Raw genomic sequence first — 21,022 nt, 5'->3', positions numbered from 1 at the left:
AGTGTTTCTAACAATGCAATGGTCTGTACAGGTGTTAACCTTGGCAGACCGGAAAAAAGCAACTCGGTTTTCCTATGCCGAGTTGCTTTTTTTCATTTTTAAAATTAAATTTAAAAAATTTATATTAAAGGAGAACCATCATGACAAAAAGAAGTTACCCACTGATTACCGCCATAATTATATTGTTTGCCTTTTTAGGCTACGCATTCTTCGCTGAGAAAAGCGACCAGAATTCAGCAGAACCTAAGACGCCGACCGTCGGAATCTTACAACTAATGTCCCACCCCGCTCTCGATGCAATTCACCAAGGAATCATTGCTGGATTAAAAGAAGAAGGGTATATTCCTGGCAAGAACATTAACATTGATTTTCAAAACGCCCAAAACGATCAAAGCAATCTAAAAACAATGAGTTCTAAGTTTGCTAACGAAAATGCCGATCTTTCAATCGGAATTGCCACTCCGGCTGCTCAAGCACTAGCAAATAGCATTTCAGATCGTCCAATTATTTTAGGCGACATCACTGATCCTAATGGAGCTGGTTTAGTTAAAAGTAACGACCGCCCAGGTGGCAATATCACTGGTGTTTCTGACAAAGCTCCATTTAAACTCCAATTAGGATTGATCAAACGTCTGATGCCCAACATGAAAACATTAGGAATTATCTATACTTCCAGCGATGATTCTGCTGTGGCTCAATACAAGATGTTCAAGGCTTTATGTAAACAAGAACACGTTAAGTTAAAGGCTTATTCAATCACTAATACCAACGATTTAAATCAAGTTGCCCAACAGGCTGTTAATTCAGTCGATGCTATTTATGTCCCAACTGATAACACAATCGCCGGTGCAATTTCAACATTAGTTGGTGCTGCTAATCAAGCAGGTGTGCCAATCTTTCCAGGCGTTGACACGATGGTTAAAGCTGGTGGGGTTGCCACATATGCCATTGACCAATTCCAATTAGGAGTGGCTACTGGTAAGATGAGTGCCGAAATTCTTGAAGGCAAAAAGAAACCCGCCACAACACCAATCAAATACTTCACAAAAAGTAAGTTAATTATCAATGAACGTGCCGCTAAGAAATTAAATATTCACATCCCTGCTTCACTTATGAAAGAAGCACAAACGAAAGGAGAGATCGTCAAATGAGTATTCTAGTATCCGCAATCGGTCAAGGATTGACTTGGGGAATAGTTGGTATCGGACTTTTCCTAACCTTTAGAATTTTAGACTTCCCTGATATGACTGTAGAAGGAACCTTCCCAATGGGGGCCGCCACAGCTGTCGCCGCAATCTATCACGGTTTCTCACCTCTCGCTGCAACATTACTTGCTTTCTGTGTTGGTATGCTTGCTGGATTAGTAACTGGTCTTCTCTACACCAAGGGAAAGATTCCGGTACTACTAGCAGGAATCCTAACCATGACCGCTGCATATTCTATCAATCTTAGAATTATGGGCCGAGCTAACCTTTCACTTTATGGTAAGAGCAGCTTATTAGATCTCTTTAAAGGCCTTCCACCATACTTCAACAGTGTCTTCTTAGGAATGATCGTCATTATTATCGTGACTGCCCTAATCATTTACTTCTTACAAACCAACTTGGGTCAAGCATTCATCGCAACTGGTGATAACTCTAATATGGCTAAATCACTTGGAATCAGTACTGATACCATGCAAATTATGGGATTAAGTGTTTCCAACGGTATGATTGCTTTAGGTGGCGCACTAGTAGCTCAAGAAAATGGTTTCGCTGATGTCAACATGGGAATCGGTATCATCGTTGTCGCACTTGCTTCTATTATTATCGGTGAAGTAGTCTTCGGTGAACTAACTATGAATGAACGACTAATCGCTGTAACTATCGGTAGTATTTTGTACCGTTTCGTTATCTTGATTGTTCTTCAACTTGGCTTCAACGCTAACGACTTGAACTTAATTTCAGCTATCATCCTTGCAATCTGCATGATGTTCCCAGCTTTTGAAAAACGATTCCAATTAAAACGATCATTATCAAGGGGGATTAGTAAACATGAGTGAACCTATTTTTGAATTAAAAGATGTTGTGGTAACCGTCAATCAGGGAACCCCCGAAGAAATCAACATTATGGATCACGTTAACCTGAAGATTTATGCTGGTGATTTCATCACTGTTTTAGGATCAAACGGAGCTGGTAAGTCCACATTATTCAATATTATTGGTGGCGATTTAAAAGTCACCAGTGGTGAAATTCTCTTGCATGGCAAAGACATCACTAACATGTCCGTTGAACACCGGACCAGATTCTTAAGCCGAGTATTCCAGGACCCTAAAATGGGCACTGCCCCAAGAATGACAGTTGCAGAAAATTTGCTTCTATCTAAAAAGCGTGGTCAAGTACGCGGACTTGGCGCCCGTCGCCTTAAGCAAAACATGGCAGAGTTTGAAGAAATCACCAAGACCATGCCTAACGGGCTTGATCAACGACTTAACACTCCTACTGGCGACTTATCTGGTGGTCAACGCCAAGCTCTTAGCTTCTTGATGGCAACCATCAAACGACCAGAAATTTTACTGCTTGATGAACATACTGCTGCCCTTGATCCACAGACTTCAGCTGAATTAATGCATGCCACTAACATGCGAATCAACAAAGATCAGCTAACTTGCCTAATGATCACACATCACTTAGAAGATGCATTGAGCTACGGTAATCGATTGATCGTCTTAGACCATGGCAAGATTTCTTATGATGTCAAAGACGGCGACAAAGATACATTAACCAAAGAAAAATTATTAACATTCTTCAACGATATTGATGGTTAATCATCAATTTAGAGGGTCCCTGTAACTGGGACCCTCTTTTTTATTCAATTATTTGACTCTTAACAATAAACTTGTTACCTTATACTTAAAAAGTGACGACGTGTCACTTTTAGATTTGAGAAAGGAAATGTGGCATGCCAACTCAGACATTTGAACATTTAAAGAAACCCAAGAAAACTCTGGTAACCAATGCTTTGATAAGTGAATTCAGCAATTATCCGCTTAAGGATGCCCAAGTATCTCGCATCATTGAAGCGGCTGGCATTGCTAGAGGAGCATTTTATAGATATTTTGTAGATACTAATGATGCTTACAACTACGTATTTCACCTTGCAATGGCAGACTTTCATATGGAATTTAATAAGATCTCAGAGAGTAATTTTAATTTAGAAGAATTTATCGACTCACTCACAACTTTCATCGATCAGGTCCTTAATAGCCGCTTCTATCAGTTACTTAAACAACATTATTTGTATAACGAAAGCAGCTATCAGAAGAATGATCAAAGTGGTTTATCGAGAATGGCCCAATTACCCCCTGTGATTTGGTCGATTGCAACACTAAGCCACGAAGCAATTAGAGAATTATTAACTTTTCCTGAACAGAAGCAACAGATTATCCAAAAACTTACAACTAGTATTAGCAAACTCATTTAGGAGGAACCAACTATGTTCTTAGCACTCAAAGAAATGCGACATGAAAAATTACGTTATGGTTTAATCATTTCCATGGTCGTCTTGATTGGCTATTTGATATTTATTTTGACCAGCCTAGCCATTGGTTTAGCAAGACAAAATACTCTGACTGTCGACTCATGGAACGCCAGAACTGTTGTCATGAATAAAGATTCAAACATCAGTCTTGATCAGTCGATGATTACTAAAAATCAGGTCGGTAAGCTTAATTCCAACCAGGCTTTAATCGGACAAGCACCGGTTGTCACTAAGGCATCCAATCGCAAGAACGAATCGGCACGATTCTTAGGTATCAACTCCAACCAGTTCATTTACAAGCAACTTAAGCTTACTCAAGGCCATCGCCCACAGAATGCCAATCAAATCGTTGTCGATGATCAATTTAAAACTGATGGTTACAAACTCGGTGACAAGCTCACGATGAATTCTAACTCAGACGAGTATGAAATAGTCGGTTTCATGCACGACCAAAAATATAGTATTTCTCCAGTAATTTACGGCAGTATTAGTACTTGGCAAAAATTAAAGAGTGTTAGTTCTAACATCATCGGTAGCGGAATTATTGTTAAACGCGGTAATCCTAAGTTTGATAGTAAATACCTCAAGAGTTATTCAATGAGCACCTTTATTAACGAACTACCTGGATACTCTGCTCAAAATACTACTTTTGGTTTCATGATCGGCTTCTTAATGGTGATTTCTTTAGTTGTCATTGCGGTATTCTTATACATTTTGACTATGCAAAAAATTGCCAATTACGCAGTTCTTCGGGCGCAAGGAATTCCATCTAAAGTATTAGTGAATGCCACGATTGCTCAATCACTGATCATTGTTATCAGTGGCTTAGTTCTTAGCGGTATTCTGACCTTGCTGACTGCACAATCACTACCAATCGGTGTGCCAATGTACTTTGATATCCCAATTCTTTCGGCCGTTACTGTCGGGATGATCGTCATCTCGATTGTTGCAGCACTGATCCCAATTAGAACAATTGTCAAAGTCGATCCCGTTACAGTAATTGGAGGATAAAAAATGACATCTTTAAGCTTAAAAAACGTAAATAAAGAATTCGGTACCGGAACCAATCACGTTCAAGTTCTCAATAACATCAACTTTACGGCAACCCCAGGTGAACTAAGCTTGATAGTGGGTCCTTCCGGATCCGGTAAGAGTACATTTTTAACTATTGCTGGTGGCCTGCAAACACCTACCAGTGGTGAAGTCATAATCGATGACCAAGTCATTAGTCAGCAAAGTGCCAAACAAAGAGAACAAACTCGATTGACTAAAATCGGTTTCGTATTGCAAGCGTATAATTTACTTCCTTATTTAACTGTCAAGGAACAATTTACCTTAGTGGACAGAGTTAATAAGAATGGTAACTTATCAGAAAGTGAATTAGAAAAATTATTATCTTCGCTGGGCATCGCTAACTTAATGAGCAAATATCCAAGTGAATTGTCCGGTGGTCAGAGTCAAAGAGTAGCGATTGCCAGGGCAATCTACCCTAATCCAGAAATCGTCTTGGCAGATGAACCAACCGCTGCATTGGATAGCGCCAAGGTAGTCGAGGTTGGCAGGTTATTACATGATCTAGCTCACCAAAACGGCAAGACAGTTATTGTGGTGACACATGATCAAAGACTTGAACAATTTGCGGATAATATTTACCAGATTATGGACGGCAACATTACAAAACAATGAGTTTTAAAGTTCTTGGAATGAATAATTCTGAGAACTTTTTATTTTTATCCATAATGGCTATTTTGTTTTCGCTTTCTTATAACTAATCATGAATATTGAACTCGAGTGATGTTTAACATACAATGTCCATAGACAAAGAAAAGGAAGTGATTCACATGCAAAATAACGAAACAAAGCCAAAACGAAGATTTAAGATGCCTTCGGCGTATACCATATTATTCTTGATTATCATTTTAGTTGCTATTCTTACTTGGATAATTCCTGCCGGACAGTATTCTACTGACAAGGCTGGTAACATTATTGCGCATACTTATAGATCGGTTGCCTCAAATCCCCAAGGTATTTGGGACATTTTTGCGGCACCAATTTACGGAATGATTGGTAACGATAAAACTGAAGGTGCTATTTCAGTTTCGTTATTTATTTTAGTAATCGGTGGATTCTTAGGGGTTGTTAACCAGACTAAAGCCCTTGATGACGGAATCGCATCAGTTGTTAAGAAAAACAAAGGTAAAGAAAAATTACTTATTCCTATCCTAATGATTTTATTTGCCCTTGGTGGTTCAACATACGGAATGGCCGAAGAAACCATTGCCTTTTATCCATTACTGATTCCAGTAATGATCGGAGTTGGTTTTGATTCATTGGTTGCCGTAGCTATCGTACTAGTTGGGTCACAAGTTGGTTGTTTAGCATCAACTGTTAACCCATTCGCCACTGGAGTTGCTTCTCAAGCATTAAACATCTCTCCTGGTGACGGAATTTTTTCAAGAATCATTTTATGGGTCATTGTCTTAGCAATCAGTATCCTATTCGTTTATCGTTATGCTTCAAAAGTCGAAAAGAACCCAAAAGAATCATTGATTTTTGACCAACGTGAAGCTGACCTCAAACGATTTGCTATCAATGATCAAAACACTGACCCTAACAACGAAATGACTGGCAGACAAAAAGCTGTCTTATGGTTATTTGGTTTAACTTTCTTGATTATGATCATGGGATTGATTCCATGGGACTCAATTAATCCAAGCTGGACATTCTTCAACGATTTCACTAAGTGGTTAACTGGCATCCCTGTTCTTGGAAACTTAATCGGAAGTAACTTAACGCCATTTGGTTCTTGGTACTTCACTGAAATTACGACTCTATTCTTCTTGATGGCCGTAATCATTATGTTCGTTTTCAAGATGAAGGAATCAACATTCATCACTGCCTTCATGAACGGAATGAATGACTTCATGGGGGTTGCAATCGTGGTTGCTGTTGCCAGAGGTATTCAAGTTATTATGAATGACGGTAACATTACTGCAACTGTACTTCACTGGGGTGAAAGCGGACTTTCAGGACTAAGTTCAGTAATCTTTATTATCCTGACATACATTTTCTACATCCCAATGTCTTTCTTAATCCCATCAACATCTGGACTTGCTGCAGCTACTATGGGAATTATCGGTCCTATGGGTAAATTCGCTGGTGTTGATCCAAGTTTAGTTGTTACTGCTTACCAAAGTGCTTCTGGTTGGGTTAACTTGATTACACCAACTTCTGGTGTGGTTATGGGTGCCTTAGCCATTGCTCATGTTGACATTACTGTTTGGTGGAAATTCACGTTTAAACTAATGGCCCTATTGCTCGTTGCGACTGCTATCTTCTTAGGAGTCATGGCCGTTATTTAATTATTTAGGAGGAACTGAAAATGGAACAAATTGTTACTGAAGCTCATCATACCGCTGCTGTTGAAGCTTTAAAGGGCTTGATTAGTAAAAAGTCAGTCTACGACGAAGCCACTGTATCTGACACAACTCCATTTGGTGCTGGCATTGATGAAGCATTAACTGAAGTCCTCAAAATTGCTGCTGATTTAGGCTTTAAAACATTTAAATCCCCTACTGGTCACTATGGCTACGCTGAAATTGGCGAAGGCAAAGAGACATTTGGAATAATCGGTCACGTTGATGTGGTTCCTGCTGGTGACGTGAACGACTGGGATCATGATCCTTTTGATGGCTACGTGGAAAACGACAAAATTTTTGGTCGTGGTTCTCAAGATGATAAAGGCCCATCAGTTGCCACCATGTTCGCGGTCAAAGCATTAATGGATGCTGGCTACCATTTCAATAAAAAGATCCGCTTCATTTTTGGGACTGATGAAGAGACCCTCTGGCGAGGAATTGCTGTTTACAACGAAAAAGAAGATCCAATTGACATGGGAATTGCCCCAGATGCTGAATTTCCACTAATCTACGCTGAAAAGGGATTGGATCAAGCATATTTGGTTGGTCCAGGAATGGATAACTTAAATATCGATCTTAAAGGTGCTTTTAACGCAGTCCCTGCTAAGGCAGAATACAATGGTCCTAAACTTGACGAAGTTAAACAGTCATTGGAGGACCACGGATTTGAATTCGAAGACAATGGTGAAGGCATTGTAGTTACTGGTAAATCAGTCCATGCAATGCTCGCTCCTACTGGAACTAATGCGGTATTAAGATTAGCCATTGCGTTAGACGATGTTTTCCCAAGTCCAACCCTAGACTTTATTGGTAAATTATTTAAGGAAGATGCTACTGGAACTAACGTTTTAGGAGACATTTCTGATGAGCAATCCGGTCACTTAACCTTTAACATTTCTAGCTTAACCATTAATGAAAAGGAAACTCGCATGCAAATCGATATGCGAATTCCAGTAACTGTTAAGCGCGATGATTTGATCAATCGCCTCAATGAACGAGTTAAAGAATTTGGCTTAAAATATGAAGCTTTTGATTACTTAGCACCATTGTATGTGCCAACCGACTCAACATTGGTTAAAACCTTAATGAGTGTTTATAAGGAAATGACTGGCGATGATACTCAGCCACAAGTTTCTGGTGGTGCTACTTTTGCAAGAACCATGAATAACTGTGTCGCATTTGGTGCAATGTTGCCAGATGTTCCCGACTTCATGCATCAGGTAAATGAAAATTGGCCATTAAAGAGTATGTATAAAGCAATGGACATTTACGCAGAAGCTATCAAAGAGTTATGTACAGACTGAAATCAGTCCCATTTTTCAGCCTAAATATTAAGAAAGTATTAAGTTTGCTATGATTGTTAGCAACATTTAGCGCCTCAAATGCCTCAATTTCGGCATTTGTAGGCGCTTTTTTTTATTATTTTACCATTAGTTTGAAAAATAAATTATTTCCAGTAAATCCGTTTACATCATTGCTGGTAACGGTTTCAACGATTATTTGAAAAAACTAATAAATGCGTTTTCACAACTTACCGAAAAAGGTTGACCTTCTATCTTACAGCTCATATAATTGTATCTTGTTTCACAATGGATTTTTTATTAATAGAAATGAGGAAGAGTCTTGCAATTTTTAGTACTGTTCTTGGGTATTGCTTTACTTTTACTATTAATTATTAAAGTAAAAATGAATACCTTCGTAGCATTAATCTTAACCGCATTTGTTGTCGCTCTTGGTCTAGGTATGAATCCTGCCGATGTTCCTAATACCATCACAAAAGGTATTGGTAGTGCCATGGGACAACTGGCCGTGGTCTTCAGTTTTGGAGCCATGATTGGTCGGTTAGTTTCTGATGCAGGTGGTTCATACAGAATTTCTCAAACTTTAATTAACTTTTTCGGTAAGAAACGATTACAACTAGCTGTCGTAATTGCTTCATTCATTATCGGAATCTCAATGTTCTTTGAAGTTGGATTAGTTCTTTTAACTCCAATCATCTTTGCCGTTGCTCTTGAAGCCGAAATTCCATTGCTCTACTTAGGAATTCCTATGTTGGCTGCCTTATCAACTACACAAGCCTTCTTGCCACCACAACCAGCACCAACTGCTGTTGCCATGGCAATGGGCGCAAGTATTGGTAAAGTATTGATCTTTGGTCTTATTGCTGCTATTCCAACAGTTATCATTGCTGGTCCTGTCTTCACAAAACTCGCTCAGCGTTATGCGCCTAACGCATTCAAAGTTAAGCGCGAGCTCCCTGCCCTTGGCGAAATGAAACAATTCGATTTAAAGGACACTCCAGGATTCGGTATTTCAATCTTAACTTCACTTTCACCAGTTATCTTCATGGGTATTTCAACTATCTACTCATTGATTGCCAATAATGGTGACAAAGCTGCTGAACGTCACGGACTTGCTGCTATCATGAACATGATTGGTACCCCAACCACTGCAATGCTGGTTTCATTACTATTTGCTATGTGGTCAATGGGTGTTCACCAAAAGAAAACTGCTAAGCAAATTACTGATACGCTCAACGAAGCAATTAAATCAGTTGCCGTTCTTTTGATGATTATCTCTGGTGGTGCTGCCTTCAAGCAAGTTCTTCTTGATGGTGGTGTTGGTACTGCCATTCAACATGCTATGGCTAACGTATCTCTTTCACCAATTATCTTAGCTTGGTTAATTGCGGTTATCTTACGTGTATCTCTTGGATCTGCTGCCGTTGCTTCATTAACTGCTGCCGGTTTGGTTATGCCTTTGGTTACTGCAACACACGCTGATCCAGTAATGATCACCCTAGCCATTGGTGCTGGTTCAATCGCCGCATCACACGTTAACGATGCTGGTTTCTGGATGGTTAAAGAATACTTTGAATTAAACGTTAAGCAAACTCTTCAAATTTGGACGGTGCTTGAAACTGCCATCTCTGTTGTTGGTTTGGTAATGGTTCTAATTATTAACGCGGTCGTTCATTAGTAATAACAATATTAAACATATCAACTAACAAAAAAAGCGGTAGATTAGAGGAAAAGTTTCTCTGATCTACCGCTTTAATTATCCGAAGTTATTCGTGAAGATACCAGATAGTAATGATATACTTTTAAACGTGATTTATTACAAGTACTGAACTGAGGTGGGATTGATTGACACATAAACAGCGACGCACCATTTTTTATCATAATTATACTGATGACATAGTAACCTTAGCCCATCAAGATTATCAACTACCATCGAAATATCGCTATCATCATTCAAGATTATTTAATATCATGGGGCGTTTACTACAAAATATAGTTCGAATGGTTATCTCGCCAATATGTTTATGGATACTACACATTCACATCAAAAATCGTAAGATTTTAATGCCATATCGTAATAAAGCAGTTTATATCTATGGTAACCATACAGCCCCATTGGGTGATGCATTCATGCCATTTAGAATTTCCCACAGATTAAACGTCATTGTGGCTCCGGAAAATTTAAAGTTGCCTGTTATAGGTCCACTATTACCGATGGGCGGAGCCATCCCTGTTCCAAACACGATCCACCAATACAGAGAATTTTTAAGTTCCGTCGATGATTCGATCCACCAGAATAAATCCTTATTTATATATCCCGAAGCACATGTTTGGCCTTACGCAACTATCATTCGCCCATTTGATGGCACGGCATTTCGCTATCCCATCAAAAATCCTGCACCCATTTTTTGCATGACCACCACGTATCAAAAATCTCGCTGGCACAAAAAGCCCAAAGCAACTGTGTATCTTGACGGCCCGTTTCAGCCGGAACCCAATCTCAATTCCAAACAACAGCAGGAACAGTTGAGAAATATAATTTTCAATCAAATGAATCAACGTAGTAAACTTAATACTTATGAGTACGTAAAGTATGTAAAACATTAATTTAATAATTTATAGTTAAGAGGAATTTATAATGTCATCTAAAAGTATCCCGGTATTTTTTTCAGTCAATGATCGTTACGCAGCTCCGTTAGCCACTGCAATTGCTTCACTTATTGACCACGCTAGCGATGAAAATAATTATGATTTAATTGTCTTATATCAAGAGTTATCTCAAGAAAATCAAGACAAAATCAGCTCCCTAACAACAAATAACGTCAACATTCGTTTCATCGCACTTGATGAAAAATTTGGTAATCGTTTTGATAATGATCAAAATACTCTTCGAGCTGATTACATAACTTTAACCATTTACTATCGACTATTCATCGGTGACATGTTCCCAGAGTTCGATAAAGCAATTTATGTTGATGCCGACATTCTCATTCGCGATGATATTGCTAAGTTATACGATATCGACTTAATGGGAAGCATCGTTGGTGCTGCAAACGATCGCTTTATAGCCACTGATCCAGTAGTTGCTGGATATGCTAACGATGCGGTGGGAATTAGTAATCAATTATATGTCAATTCTGGCGTTCTCTTAATGAACCTTAAAAAGTTCCGTGACACCAATTTTACTGATAAATTTTTAGAATTATTGACGACCTATCATTTCAAACTAATTGCTCCTGATCAAGATTACCTAAACGCAATTGCCAAAGATGATATTTATCAATTACCCATGGAGTGGAACTTAGAAACTGCCGTCATGCCTGAAGATTTTAAGCCTGCGAGACTAGTACATTACAATTTGTTCGAAAAGCCTTGGCAATACAACGATGTTCCCTTTGCAGACGAATTTTGGCAGGCTGCTAAAAGAACCCCTTACTATGAGCAACTAGCAACTGAACTTGCATCCACTACCGATGAAATCAGAGCGGCCAATGACTCAAAGGCTGGTACGATTATGCGACTAGCAAAGGACCTCGTAAAGGATCCGATCACGCTTAAAAGTGTGTTGGGTGAAAACGAAAGCAAATAGGTATTCATATGACTAATTCACAAGAAGCAGTTATTCAAAATATCAAGAAATCCGTCAATGCTGAGGAATTTCATAACAAGGTTGAAGTAAATGATCCCATAGTTTCCCGAGAAGAAATTAGGACTGTTCTTGATGAGTATGTCAAAGAGCAACCAACAATATCTTACAAATTCAAGTTACACTTAGCCACTACTCTCGCAAACGTCATAACAATTGTGGTTAACCGAAAAACTAAAATTATCGGCGCCGAAAAAATTAAGAAACTCAACCAGCCCGGAATTGTTACTAGTAACCATTTCAACCCATTAGAAAACACAGCCATCCGAAAAGCACTTCACAAGGGTGGTTATCATAATATGGCTATCGTTAGTCAGGCTACTAATAATCGCATGAGTGGTGTGCTTGGTTTCTTCATGAATTATGCCAATGTGATTCCCATTGCTGCTGTACATGAATACATGGGAAGCGATTTTTTGGAATTAGTTAAGCATCAACTGGATGAAGGCAATCCAGTCTTGATTTATCCAGAGCAAGAAATGTGGTTTAATTATCGTAAACCAAGGCCGCCACAACGTGGTGCTTACTACTATGCAGCTAAGTTTAACGTCCCAATAATTTCTTGTTTCACTGAAATAATTGATTTGGGCATTCCAGACTCATCAGATGGCCATCTGAATAAAGTTTGTTATCGAGTTCATGTTTTAGATCCAATTTTTCCAGACCCAGAATTAAACGTAAAAGAAAATAGCTATGCGATGATGCAGAAAGATTACGACCAAAAGAAACTAGCTTATGAGTCAGCCTATAACAAACCTTTGAGCTACGACTTCGAGCCCGATGATATTGCTGGTTGGCACGACCAATCATAATTAGGAGATTTCAATATGTCTAAATCACATTCTAAATTGAATGTATCCGATTTTTTTGCTCTTATAAAATTAATTAAGCCTCAATATCTCTATTTAGTTCTTGGGACTTTATTTGGCGCGATTGCAGTCAGTTTACAACTGTTAGTTCCGCTATTAGCTAAAGACCTTCTAAATCATATTCCTAATGGAGTTAACTTCCATTTATTACTAATTGTTGGTATTTTATTTGCTTTTAGTATTTTTTTAGGTGCCATTTCAGGAAGTTTATTAGGAATCTTCGGGGAAGATGTTGTTTATTTATTGCGGGAACGGCTGTGGCAAAAGTCCTTATCGCTTCCTATTCCATATTTAGATATTAATCAGTCGGGGCAAATCGCTTCTCGTATAACCAACGACTCCACTCAAGTAAAAAACTTACTTGCAGACTCACTTCCAAGGATGGCCACCTCTATACTTCAATTAGTTGGCGCCTTAATTTTAATGTTGTTGATGGACTGGAAGATGACACTAATTATGTTTATTACCATTCCACTAATGCTATTAATCCTGTTACCAATTTTTCGTCTATCTTCTTCGATTGCCCGTAAACGTCAGGATTCCTTAGCCACTTTAAATGGCAGAATTAGCGAAGTTCTGAATAATGCCCGATTAGTTAAGTCATCAACTGCTAGTGAACTTGAAAAAAACAACGGCTCCAATCACATGAAAACTCTTTACCAACTTGGAATAAAAGAAGCAATCTATGATTCGATTATTGGTCCGACAACCGGAGTAATGATGCTTGCTTTAATCGTTGCCATACTGGCTTATGGAATCTATCGAATAAGTTTGGGAACCATGACTATGGGAACCTTAATGGCCTTTTTAATGTACATGATTCAATTAATAGTCCCCTTCACGACTGTGGGACAATTTGTAACAGAGGTCGCCAAGGCCAGCGGATCAACCATGAAAATCCAAGAATTACTAGCCGTTCCAGAAGAAAACACTGTGGCTGGTCAACAGATTGATCTCACGGGAAAATCTCTGAACATGCAAAATGTTTCATTCAGTTATGATGACAGTCAAGAAGTCCTCCATGGCATCTCATTTACTGCGGAACCGAATGAAGTTGTTGCTTTTGTTGGGCCTTCAGGTAGCGGTAAATCAACTATATTTAGTCTACTTGAGCGATTCTATCAACCGAATAGTGGTGAAATAACTTTAGGTGGCACCACCAAACTAGAAGATATTAATATTATTAACTGGAGAAACCAGTTGGGACTGGTGGGGCAAGGTGCTGACATTATGTCCGGTAGCATTAGATATAATCTGACATATGGGCTGAATAAAACCGTGAACGATAATGAGCTTTGGAATGCATTGGAATTAGCTTCGGCTAAAAAATTTGTTGAAGCACTGCCAGATAAATTAGAAACTCATATTGACGAAAATGGAGCAAACATTTCTGGTGGTCAACGGCAGCGTTTAACCATTGCCAGAGCATTCATTCGAGATCCAAAAATATTGATGTTAGATGAAGCCACTGCTAGCTTGGATCCAGAATCAGAAGCAATGGTCCAATCTGCTCTTAAAAAATTGATGCATAAACGTACCACTCTGGTCATTGCTCATCGTATCAATACTATCATTGATGCGGATAAGATTTATTTTATCGAGAATGGTCAAATCAGTGGCTACGGGACTCACGAATACTTGCTAGAACACCATCCACTCTACCGACAATATTTCGAGAATCAAATCAAAAAAAGCGAATCGCCTATTCAAAATCTTGAATAATCCGATTCGCTTCATCATAAATGTCATCATAATCGTGAAGGCCCAACTTTGTTTGGACCTTTTTTTGTTCCCAAGGTTTTACCGCTACTGTATGTGGCACTGGCCACATCACCCAATTCGCGCTGAAATGATGAAATACAGTATTTGGCTTTACTCCATGTTGTTCATTGAAACGATTAGGCGCCAAACGTTTCTTATGCGAATAACGATTCAAAGCTGACTGGTCAGGCATCAACATTGGTCTGATTTTGCACAAACGACGACACTTGCGTAATAATTTAGTCTTTCTGATCAAATCTAAATTCATTAACAAAACACCAGAATTAATGTAGTCAAATTTCTTCAATTGATGATGGAAAAACCACTTACCGTAATAATCCAGAGTCCCAACCACTTCAACGTCGCTTAAATCCTGATGATAAAAATCAGCAAATGATTTTCTACACAGCACGTCTGCATCTAAATATAAAATTCGACCACTTAACTCTGGTACAAGGTCAGCATATAATCGCAGCATACTATATGGCGTGAAGAACGTATTAGCATTGGCCGTCAGCGGATTATTCATCACTAACCCTGTAATATCAAGTTTAGTCACCGAACTTTTAGAATCATGCTCTCTAAGTAACCATCGCAATTTATTAATATGATAATCAGTGAAACCTGTAAACTTGTCTCTTTTATTAGTGAACTCAGCAGTCATAACATAGATATCAAGCGGCTCAGTTTGGTTTTTAAGCAATGATAATGTTGATAAGACTACGCCATTAAACATTCGATCATCACCACAATATAAAATCTGGATATGTGTACAGTCCCCTCTTCAGTTCCAAGCATATACTGAATACTAATCTTTTTTGATCTTAACGTTAATATTATAGCGATAATTTGGATTTCACTCAATTTTTATTTGGGAGACACTTAATTCAAACTAATTTCTAGTTGCTGCTTTCTTTTCCTGCTCAATCTCACTGGCAGATTTTTGTGGTAGGACTAGATTCAACACGATGCCAATAATCGTTGCCAAGGCTAATCCTGTGAATTGAAAACTCGAACCAATTTGCAAATATGCATTTCCCACTCCAATCACCATCACAGCAGATGCTATCATCAGATTACGTTTCAATCCTAAATCTACTTGATTTTCAATCATGACCTGAATACCTGAAGTGGCGATAGTACCAAATAGTAAGAAACTAATCCCACCAATCACAGGTAATGGCATTTGCATGATCAACACATTTAACTTATGGACAAATGAGAAAAGAATCGCAAACATGGCGGCCCCCATTAGCACGTAGACACTATGAATCTTAGTTATGGCCATGACGCCAATATTCTCACCATAACTTGTGACTGCTGGACCACCAACTAATCCTGCAAATAGTGAAGCAGTTCCGTCACCAGCTAACGTTCGATTCAGTCCTGGGTCTTTAAAAAAGTTCCGACCAGTAATTTCGTTCAACACCATAATATGGCCCATATGTTCAGTCATAGTCACAAAGGCAATAGGCGTAATAGAAACGATTGCCTGCCAATTCAATTTAAATTGATATGAAATACCAGGAATCTCAAATGCTGGCATTTGAAACCATGCTGCACTGGCAATCGCATGGATATCAACCATTCCTAAGCAAACTGATAAGATGTATCCACAAACGATTGCTAACAGAATGGAAATTAGGCCAATAAAGCCTTTAAAAACCATATTGAAGAAAATCGCTAAAAACAAGGTAAACAATGCCACCATAAAATATTCAAGATCATATTTGCCATTTTTCATCATTGCGTCAGTCGCGGCACTTCCAGCTAGCGACAAACCAATTACCATCACGATTGGTCCCACAACAATGGGTGGCAGAATCTTATCCACCCAATCCGAGCCAACCAGCCAAATAATTAAGGCTACTAATAAGTACACCAGACCAACACCAATCACTCCTTGAGCAATTCCGGGATATCCCGTCGTCTTCATCAATGCGGTCATTGGAAGGATGAAGGCAAAACTAGAACCCATGTAAGCTGGAATCTTTCGTTTTGTAATCATTATATGTAACAGAGTACCAACACCAGAAGAAAATAACGCGATACTTGGGCTTAAACCTACCAGTAATGGCACGATGACTGTCGAACCAAACATCGAAAACATATGCTGCAAAGATAAGCCAACCCATGGCCAAAACTTTGGCATATCATGGATATCTAAAATCGCGCGGTCATCATGAAACTCATCTTGGTTGTGTTGCATTAATTACACCCCGTCTTAATTTATTTGAATCCAAAACAAAACGCCCACTGCTAGCAAGCAGTGAGCGTTTTTAGACAGTGTGAACCAAGGTCCACTCCACCCGTTTATATTCGCTGTCTTGCTAGTCTCTCTGGACTAGAGTTAAAGATTCATTTCTTTAATTTTCGATTATACCTGTTGTCATTTACTTGTCAATAACTTTTCCAACTGGCAACTCCATATCAATGTGTGGAATATCATCTTCCAGATAGACATCACTAACATCTTTGAAGCCAAATGAATGGTAAAAGCCTTTGATATATTCTTGCCCAGCAAGAATATACTTTTCAAGATTAGGCATGGTTTCTTTTGAAATCTCTAGCGCATCTTGCATCAACTTTCTGCCTAATCCAAATTTTCTCTGATCTTTTCTAACAATTACCCTACCAATGTGGGCAACCGTGTCGTTATTTTCAGGGATTACTCGACAATAAGCAACCAGTTCACCAGCATCATTTCTCATGCTTAAATGCCATGCCGTCAAGTCATCTTCATCTACTTCCTGGTACGGACATTTTTGTTCTACAACAAAGACCGCGACCCGCAATTGGTAGATATCAAATAAAGCTTTTGGTGTTAGATCTGCCAATTTATCAAACGTAACTTTGATGATCCATCCCTCCCTAAATTCATAATTTTAACCTTTCTGTTATAATATAGTCGTTAGCATTTCTTGGCAAGCAAAACTAAACGAGGGATTTTTTTGAATAACAAAAAGGAACCATCAAATTATAAACGGTACGATTTTAATATCGAGAATCCAAATGGAGTTCATGAACGTTCGAAGTTTAGCGGATGGTGGCTTGCCATCATCGTGTTGGTAATTGCCCTATTAATTGGAATAGGCGTTAGCTTCTTACAAAATCCGAAGAAAAACGCCCAAGATAAGATTAACAATGATCCAATTACCAAGAGCGTGAAAGGTAAGCTATCCACTGAAATTCAAGATCAACAGGTCGCTAAATTCCAAGATAGACTTAATCAAGAAGATGATAATGGCATTACTACTACTCAACGCAAAAAATTACAGACGGTTATTAATGATACTGATAATCAGTCCGTTAAGAAGCGTGAGCAAAACATTTTGAACAATGCTCAAACCAAGCCAACCGCTACGCCTCAAAAGCAGCCGAAAGCTCCTAAAGATAAACCGCATTCTGATGACGAGACATTTTCAACCGAGCACACTTTCTCTTCAATCGACGATGCGAAAGATTGGGCCAACGCAACAAAGAATCAGTGGTTGGCTGATGGCTACACTAACTATAAAATTACAACTAATGGCCAAGGGTATTATAACTTAGAGTTTGTTAAATAATTTAATTGAGGTGAATAACTATGAAAATTTCAGTTCCCTTAGAAAATGGATTATTACCCGATAAATACGGCAAGTACGCTTCCGAAATGTTAGATGATACACCAATCGTTTCATTTCCGATCACGATTCAAGACGCACCCAAGAATACTAAGACATTTGCACTTTTACTAATTGATTGGGACGCTGTTCCTGTCAGTGGCTTCGCTTGGATTCATTGGGTTGCAGCTAACATCGACGGCAAAGTAACAGAAATTCCTGAAAATAACAGTCAGACTGTTGCTGTCCCCATGGTTCAAGGCCGAAACAGCACCGCTGGTGGCCTTGTTGGCAACCAGAATCCTGATTCAGCTTGGCGATATAATGGCCCCCAACCACCTGATGCAATTCATAATTACCAGTTACACATTTATGCTCTAGACTCCATTCTGGATTTATCCGATGGTTTCTGGTTAAATGAATTACAAAGCAAAATGGATGACCACATTCTCGAAGAATCAAAGGTGTCTATTCCATCTCGAAATTAGTTATGCCAATCTTTTATTAGTGATATAATTGAATTGATTAAAAGATTAGCTTATTGGAGGGAAGAATCATGGAAACTAGCTACAAGAAAGTACTAGTGCCAGTGGACGGATCTAAACAAGCAGAAGGTGCACTTCTCAAAGGAGCTACCATTGCTAAGTTAAATGGAGCTCATCTTGACGTCTTACACGTCCTCAGTACTACTCAATATGGGTACAATTACGGAGGAATGGTTGACGGTGATGTCATTAACAATTTAGTTGAAGATACTACCCAATATTTAAACAAACTCGTTGCTGAAATTAAACAAAAAACTGGGTTTGATGATATTGATGTCCATATTCGATTTGGTAATCCTAAGACAGTTATCTCATTTGAATTTCCAAAGGATCACAACATTGATTTAACTGTGATTGGTGCTACTGGTATGAGTCGTTTACAACGAGTCCTTGAAGGTTCGGTTTCATCATTTGTAAACCGAAACTCTGACCATGATGTCATGGTTGTCAGAACTACCATGGACAATAAGCCAATCGCTACAGACTAATTATAATAATCATAAAAATCATCAAAGCACTGATAGTATTAGATCTATCAGTGCTTTTTATTTTGTAAACATCTAATTCTCTTTAATTGCCCTGTTTTAAATTCGTGAGTAGAATTTAGGTAAAATCAATTCACTGTATTTTACGTCACACGTTAGGAGGTTAATACTTATGAAATATGTAGTTGTCGGCGGCATTGCCGGTGGTCCGTCTTTTGCGACTAGACTATCTAGAATTGACGCCCAAGCAGAAATAGTTTTATTAGAGCAGAATTCAGCGATTTCTGTTGCCAGTTGTGCCATCCCCTATTACTTAAGCGGCGTCATTAAACAACGTGATCAATTAATTGAGCGGACACCCGAAATTTTAAAAGAAAAGAATAATATTGACGTACGCCTAAATAACCAAGTTACCGCAATTAATCCAGATGATAAACAAGTCATGGTCTTAAATCAATTAACCGGAGAAAAATACGCTGAATCATATGACCGATTGATTTTAGCCACTGGGGCACGTCCAACTTTGCCTAAGATACCTGGAATCGATTCTGCCGACAACGCCTTTGTCCTGCGCAGTCTGACTCAAGCTGACCAAATCAAAGAGTATCTTGATAATCATGAACCAAAATCAGTCATCATCGTTGGCGCGGGCACGATTGGTTTAGAATTGGCTGAATCGTTCAAAGAAGTCGGAATGGATATAACCATCGTCGAACAAAGCGAGCAAATCGCTGCCCCATTTGACTCGGAAATCACAGATGTCATTAAACAAGAATTAAGTGATCAAGGAGTCCGTTTGTTGTTAAACCAAACTATTACTAGTATCGAAGATAATGGCCATAAAGTAGTCTATTCAGGCGGCTCAACTCATAATCCTGACATGATCTTTTTAGGCACTGGCATTCAACCTAATTCAAAACTAGCCCAAGAAGCAGGAATCAAGGTGACAGAAGATGGTCACATTCCAGTCGATGATCATTTCAAGACCAATGTTGAAGATATTTACGCAATTGGAGACGTAATTCAAACTACTAGTTTGATCGACCACCACCCCATCAATAGTCTCTTGTCTAGTGCGGCTAATCGCCAAGGACATTTATTGGCCGACATTCTTAATGGTGAACCTTTCAAATACAAGGGCTTCATTGGCACTGGAGCAACCAAAATATTTAACCTAACCGCCAGTTTTGTTGGTTACACTGAACAGGAATTGATTCAACGCGGGGCTACGAATTACAAAACTGTCTTCATCACCCCATATGACCATGCCTACTTTTATCCTGATGCTGATCGGGTTAATCTGAAACTAATTTTTGAAAATGGTACTGGCAAAATATTAGGTGGTCAAGCTGTGGGGCGTCATGGAGTTGATAAAAGAATTTCACAACTTTCTGTAGCTATCACTGGTAATCTTTCCGTATACGATTTACCAGCGCTTGAAATTCCATATTCACCACCATACTCATCTACTCGAGATATTTTGAATATTGCTGGATACGTTGCTATCAATCAACTGTCTGATAGATTAAAGACAATTAAGTTATCCGACATTCCTATGGAAGATTACCAAAACGCCGTATTTTTAGACATCCGAGAAAAAGATAAAAAAATGACTGGTACCATCAACCCAACTATTCATATCCCACTTTCAGAATTAAGAGCTCGTATAAAAGAAATTCCCGCGGACAAACAAGTCTATATCACATTTAGACCGGGACTAGGAGCTTACAACGCTAGCCGAATTTTAGCAGGTAACGGAATTAATGCGATTATTATTGAAGAATAAGATTTTGTCGAAATTTAATGAAAAAAATAAAATCGTCGCAAATGGCCTTCGTTACAAGGATTGAAAGTATATTGAAAACCTATATTTG

20 protein-coding genes are annotated in these 21,022 nt (G+C 38.7%); 17 read left to right on the top strand and 3 right to left on the bottom strand.

The genetic code is table 11. From position 1 onward, the window contains the following. Positions 1-140: 140 nt before the first annotated feature. From trpX to O0236_RS01930, 13 genes are all read left to right on the top strand, one after another. The gene (gene trpX, locus O0236_RS01990) at positions 141-1,151 is read left to right on the top strand and encodes a tryptophan ABC transporter substrate-binding protein (protein ID WP_268912508.1); all 1,011 of its coding nucleotides are present in this window, start codon (positions 141-143) and stop codon (positions 1,149-1,151) included. Further along, on the top strand, positions 1,148-2,041 hold the full coding sequence (locus tag O0236_RS01985; RefSeq protein WP_268912507.1) for an ABC transporter permease: 894 nt from the start codon (positions 1,148-1,150) through the stop codon (positions 2,039-2,041). The genes trpX and O0236_RS01985 overlap by 4 nt, the downstream gene beginning before the upstream one ends. Beyond that, on the top strand, positions 2,034-2,807 hold the full coding sequence (locus tag O0236_RS01980; RefSeq protein WP_268912506.1) for an ABC transporter ATP-binding protein: 774 nt from the start codon (positions 2,034-2,036) through the stop codon (positions 2,805-2,807). Before O0236_RS01985 ends, O0236_RS01980 begins: the two co-directional genes overlap by 8 nt. Before the next feature lie 134 nt (positions 2,808-2,941). Continuing rightward, a complete protein-coding gene (locus O0236_RS01975; RefSeq protein ID WP_268912505.1) occupies positions 2,942-3,463 on the top strand; it encodes a TetR/AcrR family transcriptional regulator in 522 nt (173 codons plus the stop codon). 12 nt (positions 3,464-3,475) lie between these two features. Beyond that, positions 3,476-4,531 carry an ABC transporter permease gene (locus O0236_RS01970; protein WP_268912504.1) on the top strand — a complete coding sequence of 352 codons (1,056 nt, stop codon included), beginning with the start codon at positions 3,476-3,478 and terminating at the stop codon, positions 4,529-4,531. 3 nt (positions 4,532-4,534) lie between these two features. Further along, on the top strand, positions 4,535-5,206 hold the full coding sequence (locus O0236_RS01965; RefSeq protein ID WP_268912503.1) for an ABC transporter ATP-binding protein: 672 nt from the start codon (positions 4,535-4,537) through the stop codon (positions 5,204-5,206). Between the two features lie 155 nt (positions 5,207-5,361). Further along, positions 5,362-6,882 (top strand): YfcC family protein, encoded by a 1,521-nt coding sequence (locus tag O0236_RS01960; protein ID WP_268912502.1) that lies wholly within the window; start codon positions 5,362-5,364, stop codon positions 6,880-6,882. A 20-nt stretch (positions 6,883-6,902) separates the two neighbouring features. Then, positions 6,903-8,243: a M20 family metallopeptidase gene (locus O0236_RS01955; protein WP_268912501.1), complete on the top strand. Its 1,341-nt coding sequence runs from the start codon at positions 6,903-6,905 to the stop codon at positions 8,241-8,243. A gap of 319 nt (positions 8,244-8,562) precedes the next feature. Beyond that, entirely contained in the window at positions 8,563-9,918 is a 1,356-nt protein-coding gene (locus tag O0236_RS01950; protein ID WP_268912500.1) for a gluconate:H+ symporter, read from the top strand. A 167-nt stretch (positions 9,919-10,085) separates the two neighbouring features. Next, complete coding sequence (locus O0236_RS01945) at positions 10,086-10,847, top strand: lysophospholipid acyltransferase family protein (RefSeq protein ID WP_268912499.1); 762 nt, start codon at positions 10,086-10,088, stop codon at positions 10,845-10,847. Between the two features lie 31 nt (positions 10,848-10,878). Next, positions 10,879-11,829, top strand: coding sequence for a glycosyltransferase family 8 protein (locus O0236_RS01940; protein WP_268912498.1), 951 nt, complete (start codon positions 10,879-10,881; stop codon positions 11,827-11,829). Positions 11,830-11,837: 8 nt separating this feature from the next. After that, positions 11,838-12,698 carry a lysophospholipid acyltransferase family protein gene (locus tag O0236_RS01935; protein ID WP_268912497.1) on the top strand — a complete coding sequence of 287 codons (861 nt, stop codon included), beginning with the start codon at positions 11,838-11,840 and terminating at the stop codon, positions 12,696-12,698. A 15-nt stretch (positions 12,699-12,713) separates the two neighbouring features. After that, positions 12,714-14,477: an ABC transporter ATP-binding protein gene (locus O0236_RS01930; protein WP_268912496.1), complete on the top strand. Its 1,764-nt coding sequence runs from the start codon at positions 12,714-12,716 to the stop codon at positions 14,475-14,477. Here the strand turns inward: O0236_RS01930 and O0236_RS01925 are convergent. The 3 genes from O0236_RS01925 to O0236_RS01915 all read right to left on the bottom strand — a co-directional run bounded on the left by O0236_RS01925 (position 14,458) and on the right by O0236_RS01915 (position 17,353). After that, positions 14,458-15,276 carry a glycosyltransferase gene (locus O0236_RS01925; protein WP_268912737.1) on the bottom strand — a complete coding sequence of 273 codons (819 nt, stop codon included), beginning with the start codon at positions 15,274-15,276 and terminating at the stop codon, positions 14,458-14,460. The two genes, O0236_RS01930 and O0236_RS01925, sit on opposite strands and share 20 nt — an antisense overlap. Positions 15,277-15,408: 132 nt before the next feature. Beyond that, positions 15,409-16,725, bottom strand: a complete 1,317-nt coding sequence (locus tag O0236_RS01920) for a uracil-xanthine permease family protein (protein WP_268912495.1) — start codon at positions 16,723-16,725, stop codon at positions 15,409-15,411. Between the two features lie 184 nt (positions 16,726-16,909). Continuing rightward, the gene (locus tag O0236_RS01915; RefSeq protein WP_329608898.1) at positions 16,910-17,353 is read right to left on the bottom strand and encodes a GNAT family N-acetyltransferase; all 444 of its coding nucleotides are present in this window, start codon (positions 17,351-17,353) and stop codon (positions 16,910-16,912) included. A gap of 114 nt (positions 17,354-17,467) precedes the next feature. On the opposite strand from O0236_RS01915, the gene O0236_RS01910 reads away from it, so the two are divergent. The 4 genes from O0236_RS01910 to O0236_RS01895 all read left to right on the top strand — a co-directional run bounded on the left by O0236_RS01910 (position 17,468) and on the right by O0236_RS01895 (position 20,934). Beyond that, positions 17,468-18,082 (top strand): hypothetical protein, encoded by a 615-nt coding sequence (locus O0236_RS01910; RefSeq protein WP_268912494.1) that lies wholly within the window; start codon positions 17,468-17,470, stop codon positions 18,080-18,082. A 20-nt stretch (positions 18,083-18,102) separates the two neighbouring features. Beyond that, on the top strand, positions 18,103-18,606 hold the full coding sequence (locus tag O0236_RS01905; protein ID WP_268912493.1) for a YbhB/YbcL family Raf kinase inhibitor-like protein: 504 nt from the start codon (positions 18,103-18,105) through the stop codon (positions 18,604-18,606). Between the two features lie 68 nt (positions 18,607-18,674). Beyond that, a complete protein-coding gene (locus O0236_RS01900; protein ID WP_268912492.1) occupies positions 18,675-19,151 on the top strand; it encodes a universal stress protein in 477 nt (158 codons plus the stop codon). A gap of 169 nt (positions 19,152-19,320) precedes the next feature. Next, positions 19,321-20,934: an FAD-dependent oxidoreductase gene (locus O0236_RS01895; RefSeq protein WP_268912491.1), complete on the top strand. Its 1,614-nt coding sequence runs from the start codon at positions 19,321-19,323 to the stop codon at positions 20,932-20,934. Positions 20,935-21,022 lie beyond the last annotated feature (88 nt).

Origin of the sequence: Lentilactobacillus sp. SPB1-3 (genome assembly GCF_026913205.2) — a bacterium.
GTDB classification, from domain to species: domain Bacteria; phylum Bacillota; class Bacilli; order Lactobacillales; family Lactobacillaceae; genus Lentilactobacillus; species Lentilactobacillus terminaliae.
This window is presented reverse-complemented; position numbering and strand designations above follow the sequence as displayed.

What these genes read in the sequence shown, in the direction of transcription:
- O0236_RS01930 (WP_268912496.1), top strand. Translation starts at nt 12,714, where the DNA reads ATGTCTAAATCACATTCTAAATTGAATGTATCCGATTTTTTTGCTCTT.
- O0236_RS01905 (WP_268912493.1), top strand. Translation starts at nt 18,103, where the DNA reads ATGAAAATTTCAGTTCCCTTAGAAAATGGATTATTACCCGATAAATAC.
- trpX (WP_268912508.1), top strand. Translation starts at nt 141, where the DNA reads ATGACAAAAAGAAGTTACCCACTGATTACCGCCATAATTATATTGTTT.
- O0236_RS01975 (WP_268912505.1), top strand. Translation starts at nt 2,942, where the DNA reads ATGCCAACTCAGACATTTGAACATTTAAAGAAACCCAAGAAAACTCTG.
- O0236_RS01960 (WP_268912502.1), top strand. Translation starts at nt 5,362, where the DNA reads ATGCAAAATAACGAAACAAAGCCAAAACGAAGATTTAAGATGCCTTCG.
- O0236_RS01980 (WP_268912506.1), top strand. Translation starts at nt 2,034, where the DNA reads ATGAGTGAACCTATTTTTGAATTAAAAGATGTTGTGGTAACCGTCAAT.
- O0236_RS01920 (WP_268912495.1), bottom strand. Translation starts at nt 16,725, where the DNA reads ATGCAACACAACCAAGATGAGTTTCATGATGACCGCGCGATTTTAGAT.
- O0236_RS01935 (WP_268912497.1), top strand. Translation starts at nt 11,838, where the DNA reads ATGACTAATTCACAAGAAGCAGTTATTCAAAATATCAAGAAATCCGTC.
- O0236_RS01985 (WP_268912507.1), top strand. Translation starts at nt 1,148, where the DNA reads ATGAGTATTCTAGTATCCGCAATCGGTCAAGGATTGACTTGGGGAATA.
- O0236_RS01955 (WP_268912501.1), top strand. Translation starts at nt 6,903, where the DNA reads ATGGAACAAATTGTTACTGAAGCTCATCATACCGCTGCTGTTGAAGCT.
- O0236_RS01965 (WP_268912503.1), top strand. Translation starts at nt 4,535, where the DNA reads ATGACATCTTTAAGCTTAAAAAACGTAAATAAAGAATTCGGTACCGGA.
- O0236_RS01940 (WP_268912498.1), top strand. Translation starts at nt 10,879, where the DNA reads ATGTCATCTAAAAGTATCCCGGTATTTTTTTCAGTCAATGATCGTTAC.
- O0236_RS01900 (WP_268912492.1), top strand. Translation starts at nt 18,675, where the DNA reads ATGGAAACTAGCTACAAGAAAGTACTAGTGCCAGTGGACGGATCTAAA.
- O0236_RS01895 (WP_268912491.1), top strand. Translation starts at nt 19,321, where the DNA reads ATGAAATATGTAGTTGTCGGCGGCATTGCCGGTGGTCCGTCTTTTGCG.
- O0236_RS01970 (WP_268912504.1), top strand. Translation starts at nt 3,476, where the DNA reads ATGTTCTTAGCACTCAAAGAAATGCGACATGAAAAATTACGTTATGGT.